Here is a 20,352-nt window from a genome sequence, read left to right as displayed (position 1 = left end):
AATTGAGAAACATATAAGAGTAAAAATAAAATTGTAGTTTTAGTGGTTAGGAAACTGGCAACTTAATTTACATGACAAAATTTAAGGACATACAATTAAAATTAGAGCAATTTATAAGGCGATTTTATACCAACGAGTTATTAAAAGGAGCCATATTATTTTTTGCTTTAGGCCTTTTGTATTTTTTATTTACTCTTTTCGTTGAGTATGTGTTGTGGTTAAATCCAACTGCAAGAACAATTTTATTTTGGGTTTTTGTTGGAGTAGAGTTGGCTTTGTTTTTTAAATTTATTGCTATTCCGTTGGCTAAATTATTTAAGCTTCAAAAAGGAATAGATTATAAGGAAGCTTCAAAAATTATTGGTAATCACTTCCCTGAGGTGAACGATAAATTATTAAATGTGCTTCAGTTGAAAGAAGAATCTTCTGAGTCTGATCTTCTTCTTGCTAGTATTGAGCAGAAATCTTCCGAGTTACAACCTATTCCATTTAAATTGGCTGTTAACTTTAAATCGAATTTAAAATATCTTAAATATGCTGCAATTCCAGTTGTTATTTTAGTTTTAACCTTTATTACTGGTCATTTTAATTGGTTTAGTGATAGTTATGAACGCGTTGTAAACTATAAAACCGCCTACGAGCCACCAGCACCGTTTCAATTTTTTATTTTGAATGAAACTTTAAATACAAACGAAAACAAGGATTTTAAATTATTGGTTGCAACCGTTGGAGATGTGGTTCCAGAAACTGTTAAAATTTCCTTTAACAACCAGTCGTATGTGTTACAACAATTAAGTCCAGGGAATTTTGAATATGTTTTTTCTAGACCTAAATCGGATGTTGAATTTGACTTATCTGCCGCTGGTGTCCGATCTAAATCTTATGTTTTAAATGTGGTGGAAGTGCCTAGTTTGTTAAACTTTGAAATGCATTTGGATTATCCTTCTTATACCAAAAGAACAAACGAAGTTTTAAAAAGTAATGGAAACGCCATCGTTCCACAAGGAACAAAAATTACTTGGAAACTGGGAACTAAATCTACTGATGAAGTTCATTTAGTTTCAAAGGACACTCTTCAATTTGAAAAATCCGGTAGGAACACTTTCGAGGCCACAAAACAAATTTCTAAATCCTTAAACTACAGTTTAACCACAAGTAATTCAAACCTTAAAAATTATGAAACCTTGTCGTATGCTATTGATGTAATTTCAGATGAATATCCTGAATTAACTGTAAAAATGGCTGTGGATAGCTTAGATCAGCAATCACTTTATTTTAAAGGACAAGCAAGTGATGATTATGGATTAACTAAATTGCAATTAGTATATTATCCTATTGATAATGAAGAAGATGTAAAATATGAACCTATTTCAATTTCAAATGCTAATGTGGCTGATTTTATTACTGCATTTCCAAATCAGTTACAATTAAAGGCTGGAGTTAGCTATAATTTATATTTCCAAGTATTTGATAATGATGCTTTAAACAATTTTAAAAACACAAAAAGTACTGTTTATTCTTATCGAAAACTAACTAAAGAAGAGGAGGAAGACAAGCAATTGCAACAACAAAATGAAACTATTCAAAACTTAGATAAATCTCTTGAAAAATTCCAAGAAAGAGAAAAGGAATTGGAATCTCTTTCAAAAATTCAAAAGGAGAAATCTGAATTAAATTTCAATGATAAACGTCAGTTAGAAAATTTCTTAAAGCGTCAGAAACAGCAGGAAGAAATGATGCAAAATTTTAATAAGGAACTCAAAGATAATTTAGAAAAGTTTCAAAAGGATAATGAAGAGTTTGATCCGTTTAAAGAGGATTTAAAAGAACGCTTAAAGGATAATGAAGAACAATTAAAAAAAGATGAAAAGCTTTTAGAGGAATTAGAAAAACTTCAAGAGAAAATTAATAAGGAAGAGCTTTCTGAAAAGTTAGAACAACTTGCAAAACAAAATAAAAATAGAAAGCGAAGTTTGGAGCAATTATTAGAATTGACTAAGAAATACTATATAACAAAAAAGCTTGAAAAACTTCAAAAGGAATTAGATGATTTGGCTAAAAAGCAATTAGATCTGTCTAATGAGTCTAAGGATAACAACACGAAAGAGAAACAGGAAGAATTAAATAAGGAATTTGAAGGTTTTCAAAAGGAACTGGAAAAACTTCAGAAGGAAAATGAAAGCTTAATAGATCCGTTAAAAGTACCAAACGATGAAAAATTAAATGAAGATATAAAAAAGGATCAACAAGAAGCCACAGATGAATTAGGTAAAAAGGAAAAGAACGAAGAACAAAGTCAGGAACAAGACGCTCAAGAAAATCAAAAAAACGCCTCGAAAAAACAAAAACAAGCGGGTCAGAAAATGAAAAATATGAGCGAGAAAATGCAAGCTGGAATGGAAATGATGGGTGGTGGTGCGGAGCAAATGCAAGAAGATATTGATATGCTTCGCCAGGTTCTCGATAATCTTATTTTATTTTCTTTCGATCAAGAGGATTTAATGAATCAGTTTAAAAGTATCGAAGTTAATCATAATAAATATGCTGAATATTTAAAAAAGCAGCACACCTTAAAGGAACACTTTTCTCATATTGATGATAGTTTATTTTCCTTATCCTTAAGGCAACCTAAACTTTCAGAATTTGTAAATAAAGAAATTTCTGAAGTGTTCTATAATATTGATAAATCCTTGGATCAATTTTCGGATAATAATATTTTCAAAGGTGTGTCTAATCAACAATACACTATTACTGCGGCTAATAATTTGGCTAATTTTTTAAGTGATGTAATGGACTCTATGCAAATGCAAGCTAGTGGTCAAGGTTCAGGTGGACAGGGAAAACCAGAACAAGGCTTACCTGATATTATTATGAGTCAGGAGGAATTGAATAAACAAATGGGAGAGGCTATGAAACAAGGAGAGGAAGGCCAACCTAAAGATAAGGGAAAAGACGGAGAAAAGGGGGATAAGGGAGACAAGAATGGTCAAGATGGAAATGATGGGAAACCGGGTAGTGGGGGTCAAAAGCAAGGAGAAGGAGAGGGTTCTATGTCAGATGATTTGCACGGAAAATTATTCGAAATTTATCAACAGCAACAACAAATAAGACAGGCCTTGGAAAACCGTTTGGCTAAGGAAGGAATGAATCCAGCTGGTAACAATTTACTAAAACAAATGGAGCAGGTGGAAATGGATTTATTGAATAAAGGTTTCACTCAACGAACGCTTGAAAAAATGATGAATCTTCAACATCAATTATTAAAAATGGAAAACGCTACTTTTCAACAAGGGCAAGATACCAAGCGAAAGGCCGAGACGAACACCACCGATTTTGATAATAATACTAATAATGTAATCCCTAAAGCGAAAGAATATTTTAATACTAACGAAATATTAAACAGACAAAGTTTACCTTTGCGCCCAGTTTATAATAAAAAAGTCAAAGACTATTTCAAACAAGATAATGATTAGTTATAATTCAGAAAACGATTTTCAACTTAATAATGATGCTGAGATTTCCTCTTGGATAGAATCAGTTATTTTAGAAGAGAATTTCAAGTTAGGGGAAATTAATTATATTTTTTGCAACGATGATTACTTGCTTAAATTGAATCTAGAATTTTTAGAGCATGATACCTTAACGGACATTATTAGTTTTGATTATACAGTAGGTAAAATGATACAAGGTGATATATATATATCTACTGAAAGAGTTGAAGATAATGCAAAGGATTTTAATGTTTCTTTTAATGAAGAGCTACATCGTGTTATGGTACACGGCGTATTACACTACTGTGGTTATAAAGACAAATCTTCTGATGAAGAATTGTTAATGCGCGAAAAAGAGAATTATTATCTACAATTACTTGCTAATAAGCAGTAAATCAACGTATATTTGCAAGTTATTTTATTTTAAAGCCTCTATTATTGAGGGTTAATTCAGAAATTGTTCCACGTGGAACAATGATTTAGGAATTATCGAATCCAATTAAAGATTAGAAGAGAATTATGTTTAATTCAATATATGATGTTGTTGTAGTAGGAGGTGGTCATGCCGGTAGTGAAGCTGCTGCGGCGGCTGCTAACATGGGTAGTAAAACTTTACTTATTACCATGAATTTGCAAAACATTGCACAAATGTCTTGTAACCCTGCAATGGGTGGGATTGCAAAAGGACAAATAGTAAGAGAGATTGATGCTTTGGGTGGTTATAGTGGAATTGTTAGTGATACATCGGCCATTCAATTCAAAATGCTGAATAAATCTAAAGGTCCTGCAATGTGGAGTCCGAGAGTTCAGAGTGACAGAATGCGTTTTGCTGAGGACTGGAGATTGATGTTAGAGAATACTAAGAATTTGGATTTTTACCAAGATATGGTTTCTGGATTGTTGATAGAAAACCATAAAGTTGTAGGTGTAAAAACATCTCTTGGAATTGAAATAAAAGCTAAATCGGTAGTCTTAACTAATGGAACTTTTTTGAACGGTTTAATTCATATTGGTGATAAAAATTTCGGTGGAGGTAGAGCTGGTGAAAAAGCTGCTACTGGAATTACCGAACAATTGGTTAGTTTGGGTTTTGAGTCTGGTAGAATGAAAACAGGAACACCTCCAAGAGTGGATGGAAGGTCTTTAGATTTTTCTAAAATGATCGAGCAGCCTGGAGATGAAAAACCTGAGAAATTCTCTTTTTTGGATGTTACTAAACCGCTAACAAAACAACGTTCTTGTTATATGACCTTTACTAGTCCGGAAGTTCACGATCTACTTCGTGAAGGTTTTGATAGGTCTCCAATGTTTAATGGTAGAATTAAAAGTTTGGGACCAAGATATTGTCCTTCTATTGAAGATAAAATAAATCGTTTTGCTGATAAAGATAGACATCAAATATTTGTGGAGCCTGAAGGTTGGAATACTGTTGAAATGTATGTCAATGGATTTTCAACTTCCTTACCAGAGGATGTTCAGTTTAAAGCTTTAAGTTCTGTAGTGGGATTTGAGAATGTGAAATTCTTTCGTCCAGGTTATGCTATAGAGTACGATTATTTTCCACCAACACAATTACAGCATACTTTAGAAACTAAATTAATTGAAGGTTTGTATTTTGCAGGGCAAATTAATGGTACCACAGGTTATGAGGAAGCAGCTTCACAAGGATTGATGGCTGGTATTAATGCATCTTTAAAAATTCAAGAGAAAGATCCATTTACTTTAAGTAGAAGTGAAGCATATATAGGTGTTTTAATTGATGATTTAATTACTAAGGGTACAGAAGAGCCATATAGAATGTTTACTTCGCGAGCGGAATACAGAACTTTGCTTCGTCAAGATAATGCTGATTTTCGTTTAACCCCTATGTCTTTTTCTATTGGTTTAGCTTCTGAAAATAGAATGGGCCGTATGGAAGAAAAAGAAAAAGAATCTAAAGCATTTGTAAAGTTTTTTGAAGACACTAGTGTTAAACATGAAGAAATTAATCCAATTCTTGAAGCTAAAGGGTCTGCTTTGATGAATCAATCAGATAAGATGTTTAAAATATTTTCTCGACCGAATATTACTATTGATGATATGCGTCAAGTTGTTTCTGTGAATGAATATATAGAAACACATGATCTGGATAATGAAGTTATAGAGCAAGCTGAAATTCAAATTAAGTATTCTGGTTATATAGAAAAGGAAAAAAATAATGCGGATAAACTTCATAGGCTGGAGAATATAAAAATCCCTAAGAATTTTGATTATTCTAAATTGAAATCTATGAGTATGGAGGCTAGAGAAAAATTAAATCAAATTCAACCTGTAACTATTTCTCAAGCATCTCGAATTAGTGGTGTTTCTCCAAGCGACGTTTCGGTGCTTTTAGTTTATATGGGCCGATAAATTTAAGTTATTTTTACATATGTTCCACGTGGAACAGAAGGCGATTTATTATTTCGGATAGACGGTATTGGTTTTATGAAGGATAGAAAAGTGTATTTAAAAGTTAAAGATTATTCTGTTTCTGGCGAGGAGTTTCAATTAATTGAAAATGAAATTTACGGGTTTCTAGAAACAATTCCGCAACCAAACGAAAACCAACTTCCGGAATATTATAAAACCGAAGACTATATTTCGCATACAGATTCCAAAAGGAACTTATTGGAAAATGTGTATCACTTAGTGAGGAACGTTTCATTGAAACGCAAGCTAAAACTGATAAATTCTGTTTTGATTCAAAATGGAATAAAGGAAAATCTTAAAGAGAAAACATTATTAGATGTAGGATGTGGTACAGGCGATTTTTTGCAAACTGCTCAAAAAGATAATTGGAGCGTTCTTGGAATCGAACCTAATGATCATGCAAGGAAAATTGCAAATCAAAAAACAAATGAATCTGTATATAATATTGAGCAACTTTTAAAATTTAATGAACATAGTTTCGATGTAATTACTCTTTGGCATGTTTTAGAACATTTACCAAATTTAGAAGATCAGCTTGCAATTTTTAAGCGATTACTGAAACCTAATGGTTCTTTAATAGTTGCTGTTCCAAATCATAAAAGTTATGATGCGTTGCATTACAAAAATTTTTGGGCTGCTTTTGATGTTCCAAGACATCTCTGGCATTTTTCTAAAGAATCTATTTCAAAGTTGATTTCAACAAAAAATATGAAAGTAGTAAAAATCCTACCAATGGTTTTTGATTCATATTATGTGAGTATGCTTTCAGAAAAATATAAAAAGGGCTCTTTAAATGTTTTTAATGCTTTTAGGGTAGGGTTCATCTCAAATTTGAAGGCTAAGCAATCTGGTGAGTATTCTTCGCTTATTTATGTGATAAAAAACAAGTGATTCTTTATTTAAAGCGTTTATTTGAGAGATTTTCATCTTAAACAACCAAGAACTACTAAAATTTATAAAACACGCGTAAAACGCGTCTAATTAAGCTGTTTTTAATCAATGGAATTTATTTAATAGGGATTTCTAATAGATAATTATTATGGTGTAAATTTTTAGGTATTTTTTAACACTATACACTTTACTTTTCTACATTTGCGCAAAATTAAAAATCAAATAATGAAAAACATATTTTTAGTTGCTTTGGCAATTGTTACTTTGTCTTCGTGTGAATCATCCTTAAAAACAGGATTTGTAGATAACGGAGAATTAATCAATAAATATCAAGAGAAAATTGATATTGAGGCAAAATTCAAAACAAAGGTTGAAACATTTCAAAAAAGAACAGATAGTATTGGTAGAGCTTTCCAAGTAGAAGCACAAGCTTTTCAAGAAAGAGCTAGAAAAATGACTGATGCTCAAGCACAGCAAGAATACCAAGTGTTGAGTCAAAAACAACAAATGTTACAACAACGTATCCAATCTGATGAGTTAGAAATTCAACAAGAAAGTCAAGCTCAAATCGATTCTTTAATCTCTAAGGTTAAAAAATATGTAAAGGAGTATGGTGAGAAAAATGGTTATACTTATATTTTTGGAAGTAACGATGCGGGAAGTGTTATGTACGGAACAGAAGCTAATGATTTAACTCAAACCATTTTAGAAGCTTTAAATAACGACTATAAAAAATAGTAGTTACAAGATTTAATGGAATTTAAAAGCGCCAAACGTAAGTTTGGCGCTTTTTTGTTTAACAGTAAAATGAAAATGCATTTTTTATTATCGAAATATGGATATTTCCAGTCCCAATTATTTCTCCGTCCGTTTCAATAAATGGTTTTGTATTATCTAAAACTTCTATATAAATAGAATCGGTTTTAAAGGATTCCACTTTTTCATGGCTTGTAAGCTTACCATTAAATAGTTTTGAAATGTTTTTTATAATATCAGCCTTGCTAATGTTTTTTACAATGCTAACATCAAATAGGCCATCAAACGGATTTGAAGCTTGTGTTAATTGCATTCCACCACCAGCGTATTTACCTATTCCAATTATAATCATAAGGGATTTATTTTCAATTACTTTTGAGTTTATTATTACTTTAGAACAAAAATTTTTAAATGAGAATAAGCCCCAAAGTGCACCAATTAGATAAGCTAGAGCTCCAAATTTCTTGTATTTATTAACCTTGCTTACTATGTAACCATCAAAGCCAATTCCCGCAAGATTTATAAAATATACAGGCTTTTTAGCCTTGTTTAGAACTTCTAATTTTCCAACATCTTGTTGTGTTATATTCCCCTTTTTAATAGTCTGAATGGCTTTTTTAAAGTCGGTGGAAATGTGATGTGTTTTAACCCAATCATTTCCTGTGCCAATAGGAATAACACCTACATGAATATCTGTTGTAGTAATACTTTTTTGAAGCATTATACCATTAAGCATATTGTGTAATGTTCCGTCTCCACCAATACAAATAAAATTCCTAAAACCTTTTTTTATTGCATATTGCACTATTTCTGAACTATGGTTAGCATGCTGAGTAAATGAAAATTCAAAATTGAAAAGGTAATTTCTTAGAAGATTTTGAATTTCAGGCCATTTCCTCTTACTTAAGCCATTTCCGGAAGTAGGATTTATAATAACAAACCAGGTTTTTGGGTTTGCCATTTTAATTGTCCTTTTTATGTAAAAGTCGAGTTAGTTTTATGGAAAGATCGGTAAGAATAATTTTAGAACTTCCGTTTCGCTCAATATGATATATAGCATCTTGCAATTCTTGTGTAATTTCAAGAATGTTTCCACCATGGACAAACGGAGCAAATTTTTGCAATTCAAAGCCTTTTGTTTTAGTTTCTATATAAACCAAACTGTCGGCTTGATAATTTAATAAAAGTGCTTGTCTAAATAGAACCATGCAAAACTGTAAAAATTGCTTTTGGGTTTCACGACCCGTTTTAGAAATATCATCGCTCCATGAAATCAAGTCGTGAATGGCAGCTTTGTTTCCTTTTGCTTTAAATGCACTTCTAATCCAAAAAATAAACCAAGTTTCAAACGTAGTATCTTCGCTGTCTTGATAAACTAAGTCGCAGGCTTTATTATAGTTTCCATTTGCTTGAATTGCAATTCTTGTAGCTTCAGCCTGTTCTAAATTGTAATTTCGGATAAGCGCTTCTTTAATAACATCTTCTGCTAAAGGAGGAAAATGTAATGCTTGGCATCTAGATCTTATCGTATTTATAATTTGTTCTTCATCCTCTGTTATAAGAATGAATATGGTTTTGTTAGGTGGTTCTTCAATTAGCTTTAAAAGTTTATTCGATGCTGCAGTGTTCATTTTTTCTGCCATCCATATAATCATTACTTTAAACCCGCCTTCATAAGATTTAAGGGATAATGACTTTAAAACCTCTGTAGCTTCATCTACACCAATTTGCCCTTGCTTGTTATCTATACCTAGCTTTTTGTACCAATCGTATAAATTTCCGTATGGCTGTTCGCTTAATAATTCGCGCCATTCTTCTAGAAACAGATTGGAAACAGGATGTTTTTTAACCTTATCGTTAGTTGCAACTGGAAAAGCAAAGTGTAAGTCTGGGTGTGAAAAATTCTTGAATTTTATATTACAAGATTCATTTCCACCAGTATTCTCGCCTTCAGTATTTTTGCACAACAAGTACTGCGCATAAGCAATGGCCATAGGTAAAGTTCCTGAGCCTTCTGGACCAACAAAAAGTTGCGCGTGCGGTACACGACCGTTATCAGCACTTTGAATTAAGTGGTTTTTTATATATTCCTGACCTAAAATTTCACTAAACAGCATGAAGCAAAGATAAAAGAATTCGGCTCTTTTTATGAAATGAAAAATTTATATTTGTCAATTAAACTCTAAACTTATGAAAACGCTAAACGACTTCAATTTTAAAAATAAAAAAGCGCTAATACGCGTAGATTTTAATGTACCCTTAAATGACGACTTTAAGGTAACTGATGATACTAGAATTAAATCGGCTAAACCAACCATTATTAAAATTCTTGAAGATGGTGGAAGTTGTATTTTAATGTCTCATTTAGGACGACCAAAAGCTCAAGAAGAAGAGTTTTCTTTAAAGCATATTGTAGATAAGGTAGAGGATATTATGGGAGTTGAAGTTAAATTTGTTTCCAATTGTATTGGTGAAGAAGCACAGAATGCAGCTAAAAATCTACAAGCAGGTCAGATTTTATTATTGGAGAACTTACGATATCATGATGAAGAGAAATCGGGAGATGATGCTTTTGCAAAAAAACTTTCAAGTTTAGGAGATATTTATGTAAATGATGCTTTTGGTACAGCACATAGAGCGCATGCATCTACAGCAGTGATTGCTCAATTTTTCCCAGAGAAAAAATGCTTTGGATTCTTATTAGAACAAGAAATTAAGAGTATTGATAAAGTAATGCAAACGGGTCAGAAGCCTGTTTGTGCTATTCTTGGTGGAGCAAAAGTGTCCTCTAAAATTACTATTATCGATAATATTTTAGATAAAATAGATCATTTAATTATTGGTGGAGGAATGACCTTTACTTTTATAAAGGCTCAAGGTGGTAAAATTGGTAACTCCCTAGTTGAAGATGATAAATTAGACTTAGCTATAGAGATATTAGAGAAAGCTAAAGCAAAAAATGTAGTGGTGCATTTACCTGTTGATGCTATAATTGCTGATGCATTTAGCAATAATGCACACACAAATACTTGCAATGTTAATAATATTCCTGATGGATGGATGGGGCTAGATATAGGTCCAAATACCGAAGAACTTTTTGCACAAGTTGTTTTAAAGTCTAAAACTATTTTATGGAATGGGCCTTTAGGAGTTTTTGAAATGCCAAACTTTGCTAAAGGAACTATTGCTTTAGGTTACGCCATTGCAGAATCAACTAAAAACGGAGCGTTTTCACTAGTAGGAGGAGGAGACTCTGTTGCTGCTGTTAAACAATTTGGTTTTGAAAACAAAGTAAGTTATGTTAGCACGGGTGGTGGAGCCATGCTTGAAAGTCTTGAAGGAAAAACTCTTCCTGGAATTGCAGCTATATTAGAGAATTAACCCCCTCAAATTATAATATGAACAGTTTTAAAAAGACTTTCTTATAAGTGAATTTTGGAATTATAAATCATGATCAAGCAAGAAATGAAGTATTAAAACGTTAATCATATTGAAATAAGAAAAAATATGTATTTAAATAGAATCTGTAGCTTTTTAATGTTGTTTAGTGTAAGTATTTCCTACGCTCAGGACTCTTTGGAAGTGAAAAAACTGAATGAAAAGTTAAGCAAAGCAGAATTAGTTGAAGGTGAAAACTATGTTGTTGATACCATTATTGATGGGAAAAACCATTATGTAAAAAAAATTGAGGCAGTTCCTAAACTATCAGAATTAGATTCACTTAAAGACATTGAGTTAGCTTCAGAATTTGATAAAAAATGGTTAGAAGAATTATATAATAACACCCTGTTTGATACCATTTATAAAACGGTTTCAGATTTAGATTATAAGACCGTTGAATATCCAGAATTAACTACAGATACTTTAAAAGCAAGGCTTGCTAGGTTAAATGCTAGAACTCCGTTTAATGTTGAATATAATGCGTCTTTAGAAAGCGTAATTAAAAACTTCCTAAAAAATAGAAGAGCTTATTTTGAGCGAATTATGGGTTTAAGTGCATTCTATTTCCCAATGTTTGAACGCGAAATGGACGCCTATAACATTCCTTTGGAAATGAAGTATTTAGCCATAGTGGAATCGGCCTTAAATCCTCGTGCAAAATCTCGAGTAGGAGCAACAGGATTATGGCAATTTATGTATGCTACAGGAAAACAATATGGCTTGGAGGTTAGTAGCTATGTAGATGAACGTAGCGACCCAATAAAATCAACCACTACAGCTGCTGTATATTTATCCAAGCTTTATGAAATATTTGGCGATTGGGATTTAGCTTTAGCAGCTTATAATTCTGGTCCTGGTAACGTGTCGAAAGCTATCAGACGATCTGGTGGCTATGAAAATTATTGGAACATTCGTCACAATTTACCTAGGGAAACTGCAGGATATGTACCGGCATTTTTAGCTACTATGTATATTTTTGAATATGCTGAAGAACATGGATTTGTATCGGAAAGACCAAGATTTCACGGCGTGGAAACAGATACGATAAGAATCAAACAAATGATAAGTTTGGATCAGGTTGCTGAAGCTACAAAATTGCCAATTGAGCAATTACAGTTTTTAAACCCATCGTATAAATTAGATATTATTCCAGTTATTGAAAACAAGAATTATTATTTAAGGTTGCCTCGCACTTCTATTGGAGCATTTGTGGCAAATGAATCTACTATTTACGAAGCTGCTAAAGCTGAATTAAATACTCGTGAAAAACCATTACCACAATTTTTTGAATCAAAATCTAAAATAACCTACCGCGTAAAAAGTGGAGATAATTTAGGATATATAGCACGAAAATATAGCGTTCGTGTAAGTCAATTAAAACAATGGAATGGATTGCGTAGCAATAATATAAAAATAGGGCAGCGCTTAACTATCTATCCTAGAAACCCTGTAACTTCGCAACAAGCAAGCAGTACTCCAGTAAAATCGGCTTCTTCGGGGAGTCAAAAAATTTATACAGTACGAAGTGGCGACTCACTTTGGAGCATATCACAAAAGTTTCCAGGAGTTTCTGTTCAAAATATTCGAGATTGGAACGGTATTAGCGGTAATAATCTAAAGCCTGGAATGAAACTTAAAGTTTCTAAAGGATAAACTTAAATTGAAACCTAGAATTTCATAAGTATAATTTTCTTCATATTACACTATATATTTGAAGGTTAATCTATGAAATTTCGTGTAAAAAACTTTATAACCAATGAAACAAACACTGATATTCTTTACATTTTTGCTCATATTAAGTTGCGGCAATAACTCGAATTCTAATCAAAAACTTTTACCAAGTTCTTCTGGAAACATCAATAATTTATCCATTGTAATAGAAAACGATTTATGGGAAGGATCAGTGGGTGAAGCAATAAGAAACACTCTTGCAGCACCAGTAGATGGTTTACCACAGGACGAACCCTTGTTTACAATGAGCCAAATTCCCCCAGTTGTATTTAATGGCTTTGTAACTAAAAATAGAACAGTTTTTAAAATAGAAAAGGGGGCTGAGGCAGCAGTGAAAATAGTGTCAGATGTTTATGCTCAACCACAAAAAGTTGTTTTGGTTTCCGGAAAAACAGACAAGGAAATTATAGAGCAAATTGAAGCTAATTCACAGAAAATAATTGCATCTTTTAAAAGCGAAGAAATTAAAGAAAAACAACGACGTATTTCTTTATCGCTTCATACAAGCAACACGATAGAAGAAAAGTTGGGAATAAATATTAAATTTCCTTCGGCCTATAGAATAGCTAAAGAAGAAGATCATTTTTATTGGATTAGAAAGGATATAACTACTGGAACAACCAACTTGATGATTTTTGAATTACCATTTAATGCCATTAAGAAAGACGACAGTTTAGTAGATCAGATAATTAAATTACGAGATTCTATTGGTAAAGCTCATATTCCAGGGCCAACCGAAGATGCCTTTATGATTACAGAAGAAGCCTACGCTCCAGCCATTTTTGAGACCATTATAGATAATAAACCAGCAATTGAAACTAAAGGTCTTTGGGATGTAAAAAATGCGTTTATGTCCGGTCCTTTTATTAACTACGTTATTGAAGATAAAATTAATAATAGACTATTGGTAATAGAGGGCTTTGCTTTTGCACCATCTGTAGAAAAGCGTGACTATATGTTTGAATTGGAAGCAATCATCCGTTCGCTTAAAATAAAAGAATAATTAAAGTTCAATTCAGACAACAAAAAAACCCAACATTGTTAATATGTTGGGTTTTTTTGTGTTACAAAAGCACCTTATTCTTTAGGTTCTTTTGTTTTATCTTCTTCTTTACTAGCGTCTTTAAACTCCTTAATGCCGCTTCCTAATCCACGCATTAATTCTGGAATTTTTTTACCACCAAATAATAATAACACAATAACAACAATAAGTGCTATTTGCCATGGTCCAATAGCTAAAGGTAGGATATATAAAGTCATATAGATTTATTTTAAAAAGCAAAGTTAATAATTAAAGTTTAAATATATCGTTTTAACAAGAACTTTAGCATATTGCATATCGGCTACTGAGATATTTTATTTAATTTTGTTAGAAGAATGGCAAAGAAAAACAAGGAAACCAAAAAGTTTAGAAAGAAACTACTTCATAAGTATCGATTGGTGATTCTTAATGAAGATACTTTTGAGGAGAGATTATCGTTTAAATTAACGCGTTTAAACGTGTTTGTAGTCATGTCATTATCGGCAATTCTTTTAATTACGGGTACAACCTTATTAATTGCGTTTACTTCTTTGCGCGAATACATTCCTGGGTATTCATCAACTAGTTTAAAAAAACAAGCTGTAGAACTCACTTATAAAACAGATTCCTTACAACAGTTAATTGCTGTAAATGAAAGATATTATTCATCAATAAAAAAGGTTCTTCAAGGAGAAATAAGTTCAATAGATTTTAATAGAGATTCAATCTTGGAAGAAGCTCGAATTAATGTTTCTGAAATAGATTTAAGACCATCCAAAGAAGATTCACTTTTAAGAGAAAAAGTTGCAAAGGAAGATAAATACAATTTATTTGAAACAGCCACTTCTAAAATTAATTTCGTATTATTTCCTCCCGTTACAGGTGCTATTTCTGAGCCGTATAATTTTGAAGAAAAACATTATGCTGTAGATATTATTGTTGATACAAATACGCCTATAAAAGCAACAGCCGATGGTACTATAATTTTCGCAGAATGGACAGTTCAAACAGGAAACGTTATCATTATAGAACATAGTGATGGATTAATTTCTGTTTACAAGCACAACGCCTCTTTAACGAAGTTACAGGGCGAATTGGTTAAAGCAGGAGAGGTCATAGCTATGTCAGGAAACACAGGCGAACTTACGTCAGGTCCACATTTACATTTCGAACTTTGGAAAGATGGTTATCCAATAAACCCAACTAATTTTATAGATTTTAACTAATGTTTTCACTTAAAGCGGCCTTAGCCAAACCTTTTGCAAAACACGTTTCTAAGTCCATTTTAAAATGGGCCAATAAACCTATTGAAACTCAGGAAACGGTATTTCAATCCTTGATTAGTACGGCTACTACAACCCAATTTGGAAAGGATCATGATTTTTTAAGTATCAAGTCGCATGCAGATTTTGTGAAACAAGTTCCAGTAAGGGATTATGAAGATTTGAAACCTTACGTTGAACGTGTGGTGGCAGGAGAAAAGGATATTTTATGGAAAGGAAAGCCTCTTTATTTTGCAAAAACTTCAGGAACCACTTCGGGAGCTAAATACATCCCGATTACTAAAGAAAGCATGCCTACACATATCGATGCGGCTAGAAATGCTATTTTAATGTACATTGCAGAAACTGGAAACAGCAAGTTTGTAGATGGAAAAATGATTTTCTTACAAGGGAGTCCAATTTTAGAAAAGAAAAACGGAATTCAATTAGGCCGACTTTCAGGAATTGTTGCTCATTATGTGCCCAAATATCTTCAAAAAAATAGAATGCCATCATGGGAAACCAATTGTATTGAAGATTGGGAAACCAAAGTAAGTGCAATAGTTGATGAAACGTTACCAGAAAACATGACAGTCATTTCTGGAATTCCTTCTTGGGTTCAAATGTATTTTGAAAAAATTCAAGAGAAAACGGGTAAAAAAGTAGGTGATGTTTTTAAAAACTTCAATTTATTTATTTTTGGAGGAGTTAATTACGAACCATACAGAGCCAAATTTGAAAAATTAATTGGGAGAAAAGTTGATAGCATTGAATTATTTCCTGCAAGTGAAGGATTTTTTGCCTTTCAAGATAAGCAAAATGAGAGAGGAATGTTGCTCCAACTTAACTCGGGTATTTTCTATGAATTTATAAAAGCAGATGAGTTTTATACACAAAACCCGAAACGCCTTACGATAAAAGATGTTGAGCTTGGAGTAAATTACGTACTAATTGTATCTACAAATGCAGGGCTTTGGGCCTATAATGTGGGAGACACGGTAGAGTTTACATCATTAAAACCTTATCGAGTAATCGTATCGGGAAGAATAAAACATTTTATTTCAGCCTTTGGAGAACATGTTATTGGCAAAGAAGTAGAACAGGCCCTAGAAGCAGCTGTACTTGGCACTGATGCTCAAATTACAGAGTTTACTGTAGCTCCACAAATTAACCCAGAACAAGGGTTGCCGTATCATGAATGGTTTATAGAATTCGAAAAAACACCTGCTGATATGGCGGTATTTTCAAAAATTATGGATGATTCCTTGCAAAAACAGAACAGTTATTACTTCGATTTAATAAAAGGAAAAGTCCTTCAGCCTTTAAAAATTTCTCAAGTAAAGAAAAATGGCTTTCAAGATTATATGAAATCTATTGGAAAACTAGGTGGACAAAATAAAATAGCAAGACTTGCTAACGACAGAAAGATTGCTGAGGTTTTAGAATCTCAAAATCTGATTAAATAATACTATATTTGTTAGCTAAACTATTTTTATGAATAAAATTAAACATCATGATAGAACGAGAGCTCAAGAAAGCTCGAATGCCATAGAAAGGATGTATATCACTATGAGGCATCTGTTTAACAGAGGTTTTTACAAACCTATGGGAGTTTCAGGTGAGACCCTTCGTGAGTCTTTATTGCAATTAAAGCCAGAGATTTATGGATCAATTGGAGAGGAAAAAGCCGAATTAGAAGGTTTGTTATATGTTGTGGATAGGTTGCCTCAAGGTATTGAAGAATGTACATTTATAAATTTAACCAGTGATGAGGGGTATGCAAACTCTCATTTTAAAGTTATCATTCCACCAAAAAGAAGACGTAACTGTTATCGTATTGATGAGGAGCAAATGAATATAGAAATTACTCGTGGACGCTCAGAAATATACGACATACTAACTCATCTTACTTTTGTGTTTATTGAATCTCATAAAATCAGTAAGCGTGTATTAATAGACGAAACAGGAAATACTACTAGAGATTGGAAAAAACTTGAGAAAGCAGTTTTATCTAAAAAGAAACTTACACTAGAAGAAAGAGAAATAGCAATTTCGCATACTGCAAATATTTTAGGCAGAACTTTTAATGAAATACTTACGGTTTACGATCAGTTTGCGTTAGATTCTCAACCAGAGAGATTATTGCACATAGTCTACTGGTTAGGTAAGTTAGCCATTGAAGAAGTGGTAAACGATAATAAACGTACAGTTACTTTTAGTCCGGTGCTTAGAGAGCGTCTTGGACATCATATTCATGGTGAAGTTTGGTCTAATAACATAAAGGAAATTCTTTATAAAAACGACTTGTTAGAGCGACCAATCCATATCATTAGTGCTAATATGCACAGTGTAATGAATTCAATTTTCGCTCCAAATGCCTTAAAAACTTTTGCAAAAAAGAAAAACATATTTGAGGTTTATGAAGCTATAAGCCACAAAAGCAATCAAGAATTACGTAATAAAGTAACCAAAGAAGCATTGCAGAACGGCATGATTTATATTCCAGACAGTTCTGGAACTAATATCGATGTACAAATTTTTGATACGGCCAAAATTGATTTTTCAACTGTAGATATTGAAGTAAGTGAGCGTTTCAAAAAAGAAGAAAAGCCAGTAATATTTGTAATGGATTATGCTTTTGGAGAACAAGCCTACGAAACCATTGACGAACTGTTAAAGCCTATCCAAATTAATGGAAATAAAATTCACTTAAACGTAGAGTCTATTTCAATTATGGGGAAAGCTGGAATTCTAGAAGGTGGTAAAGGAGATATTATGATTCCTTCAGCGCATATTTTTGAAGGGACAGCAGATAATTATCCATTTAAAAACGAATTAAGCAAAAAAGACCTAGAAGGTAACGACGTAGACGTTTATGAAGGAACCATGATTACGGTTTTAGGAACTTCTTTACAGAATAAGGAGATTTTGAAATTCTTTTTTAATTCCACATGGAACGTTATCGGTCTTGAAATGGAAGGTGCCCATTATCAGAAAGCTATTCAAGCGGCGTCAAAGGTTAGAAGAAGCATCAATCCAAAAGTGAAGGTACGATACGCCTATTACGCTAGTGATAATCCGTTAGAAACAGGAAGTACTTTGGCGTCTGGAGGTCTTGGAACTACAGGTGTTAAACCCACATATTTAATAACAAGAAAAATATTACAACAAATATTTAACTAACATCTTAACCTCAAAATGAGTAAAAATTTACCAGAACAAAACAAAAACACCGAAGAAGTAGACGTTCTAGTTCTATTCGATTATTTTGGAAAAAGTATCAACAAGGTTTTTAATTTTTTCCTTAGCATTTTTAAAGGCATATTTTCCTTCTTTATTTATGCATTAAAGCCTCTAGTTAGAAACTTCAAGTTAATTGCTATAATCATGTTAGTTTCTGCTATTTTAGGTTATGTACTTCAAAGAACCCAACGAGAAGTGTACACCTCTCAAATGCTTGTAAAGCCTTATTTTGATTCGAAGTATCAGTTGGTTACTAACATCAAGTATTATAATGCCTTAATAAATGAAAAGGATTATCATCAAATAGAAGAGATTTTTAACCTTAATGAAGAGGAGGCTAAACAAATTATTAGCTTCGGCATTAATGCAGGTCCAGAAAATGAGAACGATAAAATAGTTCAATATGATAGTTTTTTAAGATCTATTGATAGTACAAGAGCTCAGAACATTAGTTTTGAAGAGTTCGTAGAAAATAGAAGTATTTATTCTGGCGATGTGTTCGAGATTGAGGTTTTTTCATATAAGAAGGATATTTTTAGGTCATTAGAGGAGGGGTTAAATAACACGTTCACAAATACTTATTCTGTGAAGAAGATGCAAAAAAGGGATTCCTTGATTTCCATTGAAAGGAATCGGATTTTGTCGTCTATTAGACAAGTTGATTCTTTACAAAAAGTTTATATAAATGTTATGGCTGAAGAAACAAGTTCCAATCAAGGTTCCTATACTACCAAAGATGGAATGACTTTTATTCAGGAAAGAACAAAAACTAGGGAATATGATTTACTTAAGGAAAGTATGCAATTAAGAGAGGCTTTAGGTGAATTGGATGCTCAGAAGGTAGAAGAAGATGTTTATTTTGACACACTTTCTAGCTTTCAGGATACAGGAGCGAAATATACTTCTATATGGAGTAAGTACTTAATTATATTCCCTTTAGCTAGTTTCGTTTTACTTTGTTTAGGCTTTTTATTTAGAAATATAATTAGATTTATTTCTAGATATGAAGCATAATAAATCTATATTAATTACTGGTGGAGCTGGTTTTATTGGTTCTCATGTCGTTAGGTTATTTGTAAACAAATATCCAGATTACCATGTTTTTAATTTAGATAGTTTAACCTATGCTGGGAACTTAGAGAATCTTACAGATGTAGAAAACGCTTCTAATTATACATTTATAAAAGGAGATATTACTAACGAAGGTTTTATTAATGCCCTTTTTACAGAGCATCAATTTGATGCTGTAATTCATTTGGCAGCAGAATCTCATGTTGATAGATCTATTACAGATCCTTTAGCATTTGTAAAAACAAATGTTATTGGAACCATGGTTTTATTAAATGCGTTTAAAAATCTTTGGAAAGATAATTTCAATAATAAACTATTTTATCATATTAGTACCGATGAGGTTTATGGAACCTTAGGAGAAACTGGTTTGTTTACAGAAACAACTTCATACGATCCAAACTCTCCGTATTCCGCTTCAAAAGCAAGTTCCGATCATTTTGTAAGAGCCTATGGTGAAACTTATGGCCTGCCTTACGTAATTACAAATTGTTCTAATAACTATGGGCAAAATCAATTCCCAGAAAAACTAATCCCGCTATTTATTAATAATATAATTCATAATAAGCCATTACCTGTTTATGGTGATGGAAATTATACTAGAGACTGGCTTTATGTTGTAGATCATGCCATAGCTATAGATTTAGTTTTTCATAAAGGAAACCAAGGAGAAACATATAATATCGGAGGTTTTAACGAGTGGAAAAACATCGATCTTGTCAAGTTGCTTTGCCAACAAATGGATGTTGCTCTAGGGAGAGTAAAGGGTTCTTCAGAAAAGTTGATTACCTACGTTAAAGATCGTCCTGGACATGATTTAAGATATGCCATTGACGCATCAAAAATTAATAAAGAATTAGGTTGGAAACCATCCGTAACTTTTGAACAAGGATTAAAAAAGACCATCGATTGGTATTTAACTAACAAAGATTGGTTAGATAACGTTACAAGTGGCGCTTACCAATCGTACTACGAAAAACAATATAGTTAATTACCA

General features: G+C 32.4%; 16 protein-coding genes. 13 read left to right on the top strand and 3 right to left on the bottom strand.

Annotated elements, in window-relative coordinates; all coding sequences use genetic code 11:
• Nucleotides 1–71: 71 nt before the first annotated feature.
• The 5 genes from VKY41_RS05570 (at nucleotide 72) to VKY41_RS05550 (ending at nucleotide 7,571) form a co-directional block, all read left to right on the top strand.
• A complete protein-coding gene (locus VKY41_RS05570) occupies nucleotides 72–3,473 on the top strand; it encodes a DUF4175 family protein (protein WP_500813449.1) in 3,402 nt (1,133 codons plus the stop codon).
• Nucleotides 3,466–3,885, top strand: a complete 420-nt coding sequence (gene ybeY, locus VKY41_RS05565; RefSeq protein ID WP_500813448.1) for an rRNA maturation RNase YbeY — start codon at nucleotides 3,466–3,468, stop codon at nucleotides 3,883–3,885. The genes VKY41_RS05570 and ybeY overlap by 8 nt, the downstream gene beginning before the upstream one ends.
• A gap of 125 nt (nucleotides 3,886–4,010) precedes the next feature.
• Entirely contained in the window at nucleotides 4,011–5,882 is a 1,872-nt protein-coding gene (mnmG, locus tag VKY41_RS05560) for a tRNA uridine-5-carboxymethylaminomethyl(34) synthesis enzyme MnmG (RefSeq protein ID WP_500813447.1), read from the top strand.
• A gap of 75 nt (nucleotides 5,883–5,957) precedes the next feature.
• Complete coding sequence (locus VKY41_RS05555; protein WP_500813446.1) at nucleotides 5,958–6,833, top strand: class I SAM-dependent methyltransferase; 876 nt, start codon at nucleotides 5,958–5,960, stop codon at nucleotides 6,831–6,833.
• 225 nt (nucleotides 6,834–7,058) lie between these two features.
• Nucleotides 7,059–7,571: an OmpH/Skp family outer membrane protein gene (locus VKY41_RS05550; RefSeq protein ID WP_500813445.1), complete on the top strand. Its 513-nt coding sequence runs from the start codon at nucleotides 7,059–7,061 to the stop codon at nucleotides 7,569–7,571.
• A 58-nt stretch (nucleotides 7,572–7,629) separates the two neighbouring features.
• On the opposite strand, the gene VKY41_RS05545 is transcribed toward VKY41_RS05550, so the two are convergent.
• Both VKY41_RS05545 and VKY41_RS05540 read right to left on the bottom strand, forming a co-directional pair.
• Complete coding sequence (locus tag VKY41_RS05545; RefSeq protein ID WP_500813444.1) at nucleotides 7,630–8,550, bottom strand: diacylglycerol/lipid kinase family protein; 921 nt, start codon at nucleotides 8,548–8,550, stop codon at nucleotides 7,630–7,632.
• 1 nt (nucleotide 8,551) lies between these two features.
• A complete protein-coding gene (locus VKY41_RS05540; RefSeq protein ID WP_500813443.1) occupies nucleotides 8,552–9,706 on the bottom strand; it encodes a DNA polymerase III subunit in 1,155 nt (384 codons plus the stop codon).
• 73 nt (nucleotides 9,707–9,779) lie between these two features.
• Here VKY41_RS05540 and VKY41_RS05535 point away from each other — a divergent pair, with 73 nt between their 5' ends.
• The 3 genes from VKY41_RS05535 to VKY41_RS05525 all read left to right on the top strand — a co-directional run bounded on the left by VKY41_RS05535 (nucleotide 9,780) and on the right by VKY41_RS05525 (nucleotide 13,764).
• Nucleotides 9,780–10,970, top strand: a complete 1,191-nt coding sequence (locus VKY41_RS05535; protein WP_500813442.1) for a phosphoglycerate kinase — start codon at nucleotides 9,780–9,782, stop codon at nucleotides 10,968–10,970.
• A 126-nt stretch (nucleotides 10,971–11,096) separates the two neighbouring features.
• Nucleotides 11,097–12,683: a LysM peptidoglycan-binding domain-containing protein gene (locus VKY41_RS05530; RefSeq protein ID WP_500813441.1), complete on the top strand. Its 1,587-nt coding sequence runs from the start codon at nucleotides 11,097–11,099 to the stop codon at nucleotides 12,681–12,683.
• 103 nt (nucleotides 12,684–12,786) lie between these two features.
• Nucleotides 12,787–13,764 (top strand): DUF4837 family protein, encoded by a 978-nt coding sequence (locus tag VKY41_RS05525; protein ID WP_500813440.1) that lies wholly within the window; start codon nucleotides 12,787–12,789, stop codon nucleotides 13,762–13,764.
• 74 nt (nucleotides 13,765–13,838) lie between these two features.
• On the opposite strand, the gene VKY41_RS05520 is transcribed toward VKY41_RS05525, so the two are convergent.
• Nucleotides 13,839–14,021 (bottom strand): Sec-independent protein translocase subunit TatA/TatB, encoded by a 183-nt coding sequence (locus VKY41_RS05520; protein ID WP_500813439.1) that lies wholly within the window; start codon nucleotides 14,019–14,021, stop codon nucleotides 13,839–13,841.
• Nucleotides 14,022–14,138: 117 nt separating this feature from the next.
• On the opposite strand from VKY41_RS05520, the gene VKY41_RS05515 reads away from it, so the two are divergent.
• Genes VKY41_RS05515 through rfbB form a run of 5 tightly spaced genes read left to right on the top strand, consistent with a single transcriptional unit; the run spans nucleotide 14,139 to nucleotide 20,346 of the window.
• Nucleotides 14,139–15,008 carry a M23 family metallopeptidase gene (locus tag VKY41_RS05515; RefSeq protein ID WP_500813438.1) on the top strand — a complete coding sequence of 290 codons (870 nt, stop codon included), beginning with the start codon at nucleotides 14,139–14,141 and terminating at the stop codon, nucleotides 15,006–15,008.
• Nucleotides 15,008–16,510: a GH3 auxin-responsive promoter family protein gene (locus VKY41_RS05510; RefSeq protein WP_500813437.1), complete on the top strand. Its 1,503-nt coding sequence runs from the start codon at nucleotides 15,008–15,010 to the stop codon at nucleotides 16,508–16,510. The genes VKY41_RS05515 and VKY41_RS05510 overlap by 1 nt, the downstream gene beginning before the upstream one ends.
• Nucleotides 16,511–16,538: 28 nt before the next feature.
• Entirely contained in the window at nucleotides 16,539–18,227 is a 1,689-nt protein-coding gene (locus VKY41_RS05505; protein WP_500813436.1) for a DUF6909 family protein, read from the top strand.
• Nucleotides 18,228–18,242: 15 nt separating this feature from the next.
• Nucleotides 18,243–19,301 (top strand): hypothetical protein, encoded by a 1,059-nt coding sequence (locus VKY41_RS05500; RefSeq protein ID WP_500813435.1) that lies wholly within the window; start codon nucleotides 18,243–18,245, stop codon nucleotides 19,299–19,301.
• On the top strand, nucleotides 19,291–20,346 hold the full coding sequence (gene rfbB, locus VKY41_RS05495) for a dTDP-glucose 4,6-dehydratase (RefSeq protein ID WP_500813434.1): 1,056 nt from the start codon (nucleotides 19,291–19,293) through the stop codon (nucleotides 20,344–20,346). The genes VKY41_RS05500 and rfbB overlap by 11 nt, the downstream gene beginning before the upstream one ends.
• Nucleotides 20,347–20,352 lie beyond the last annotated feature (6 nt).

Source organism: Xanthomarina sp. (assembly GCF_035306605.1).
Taxonomy (GTDB): domain Bacteria; phylum Bacteroidota; class Bacteroidia; order Flavobacteriales; family Flavobacteriaceae; genus Xanthomarina.
This window is presented reverse-complemented; position numbering and strand designations above follow the sequence as displayed.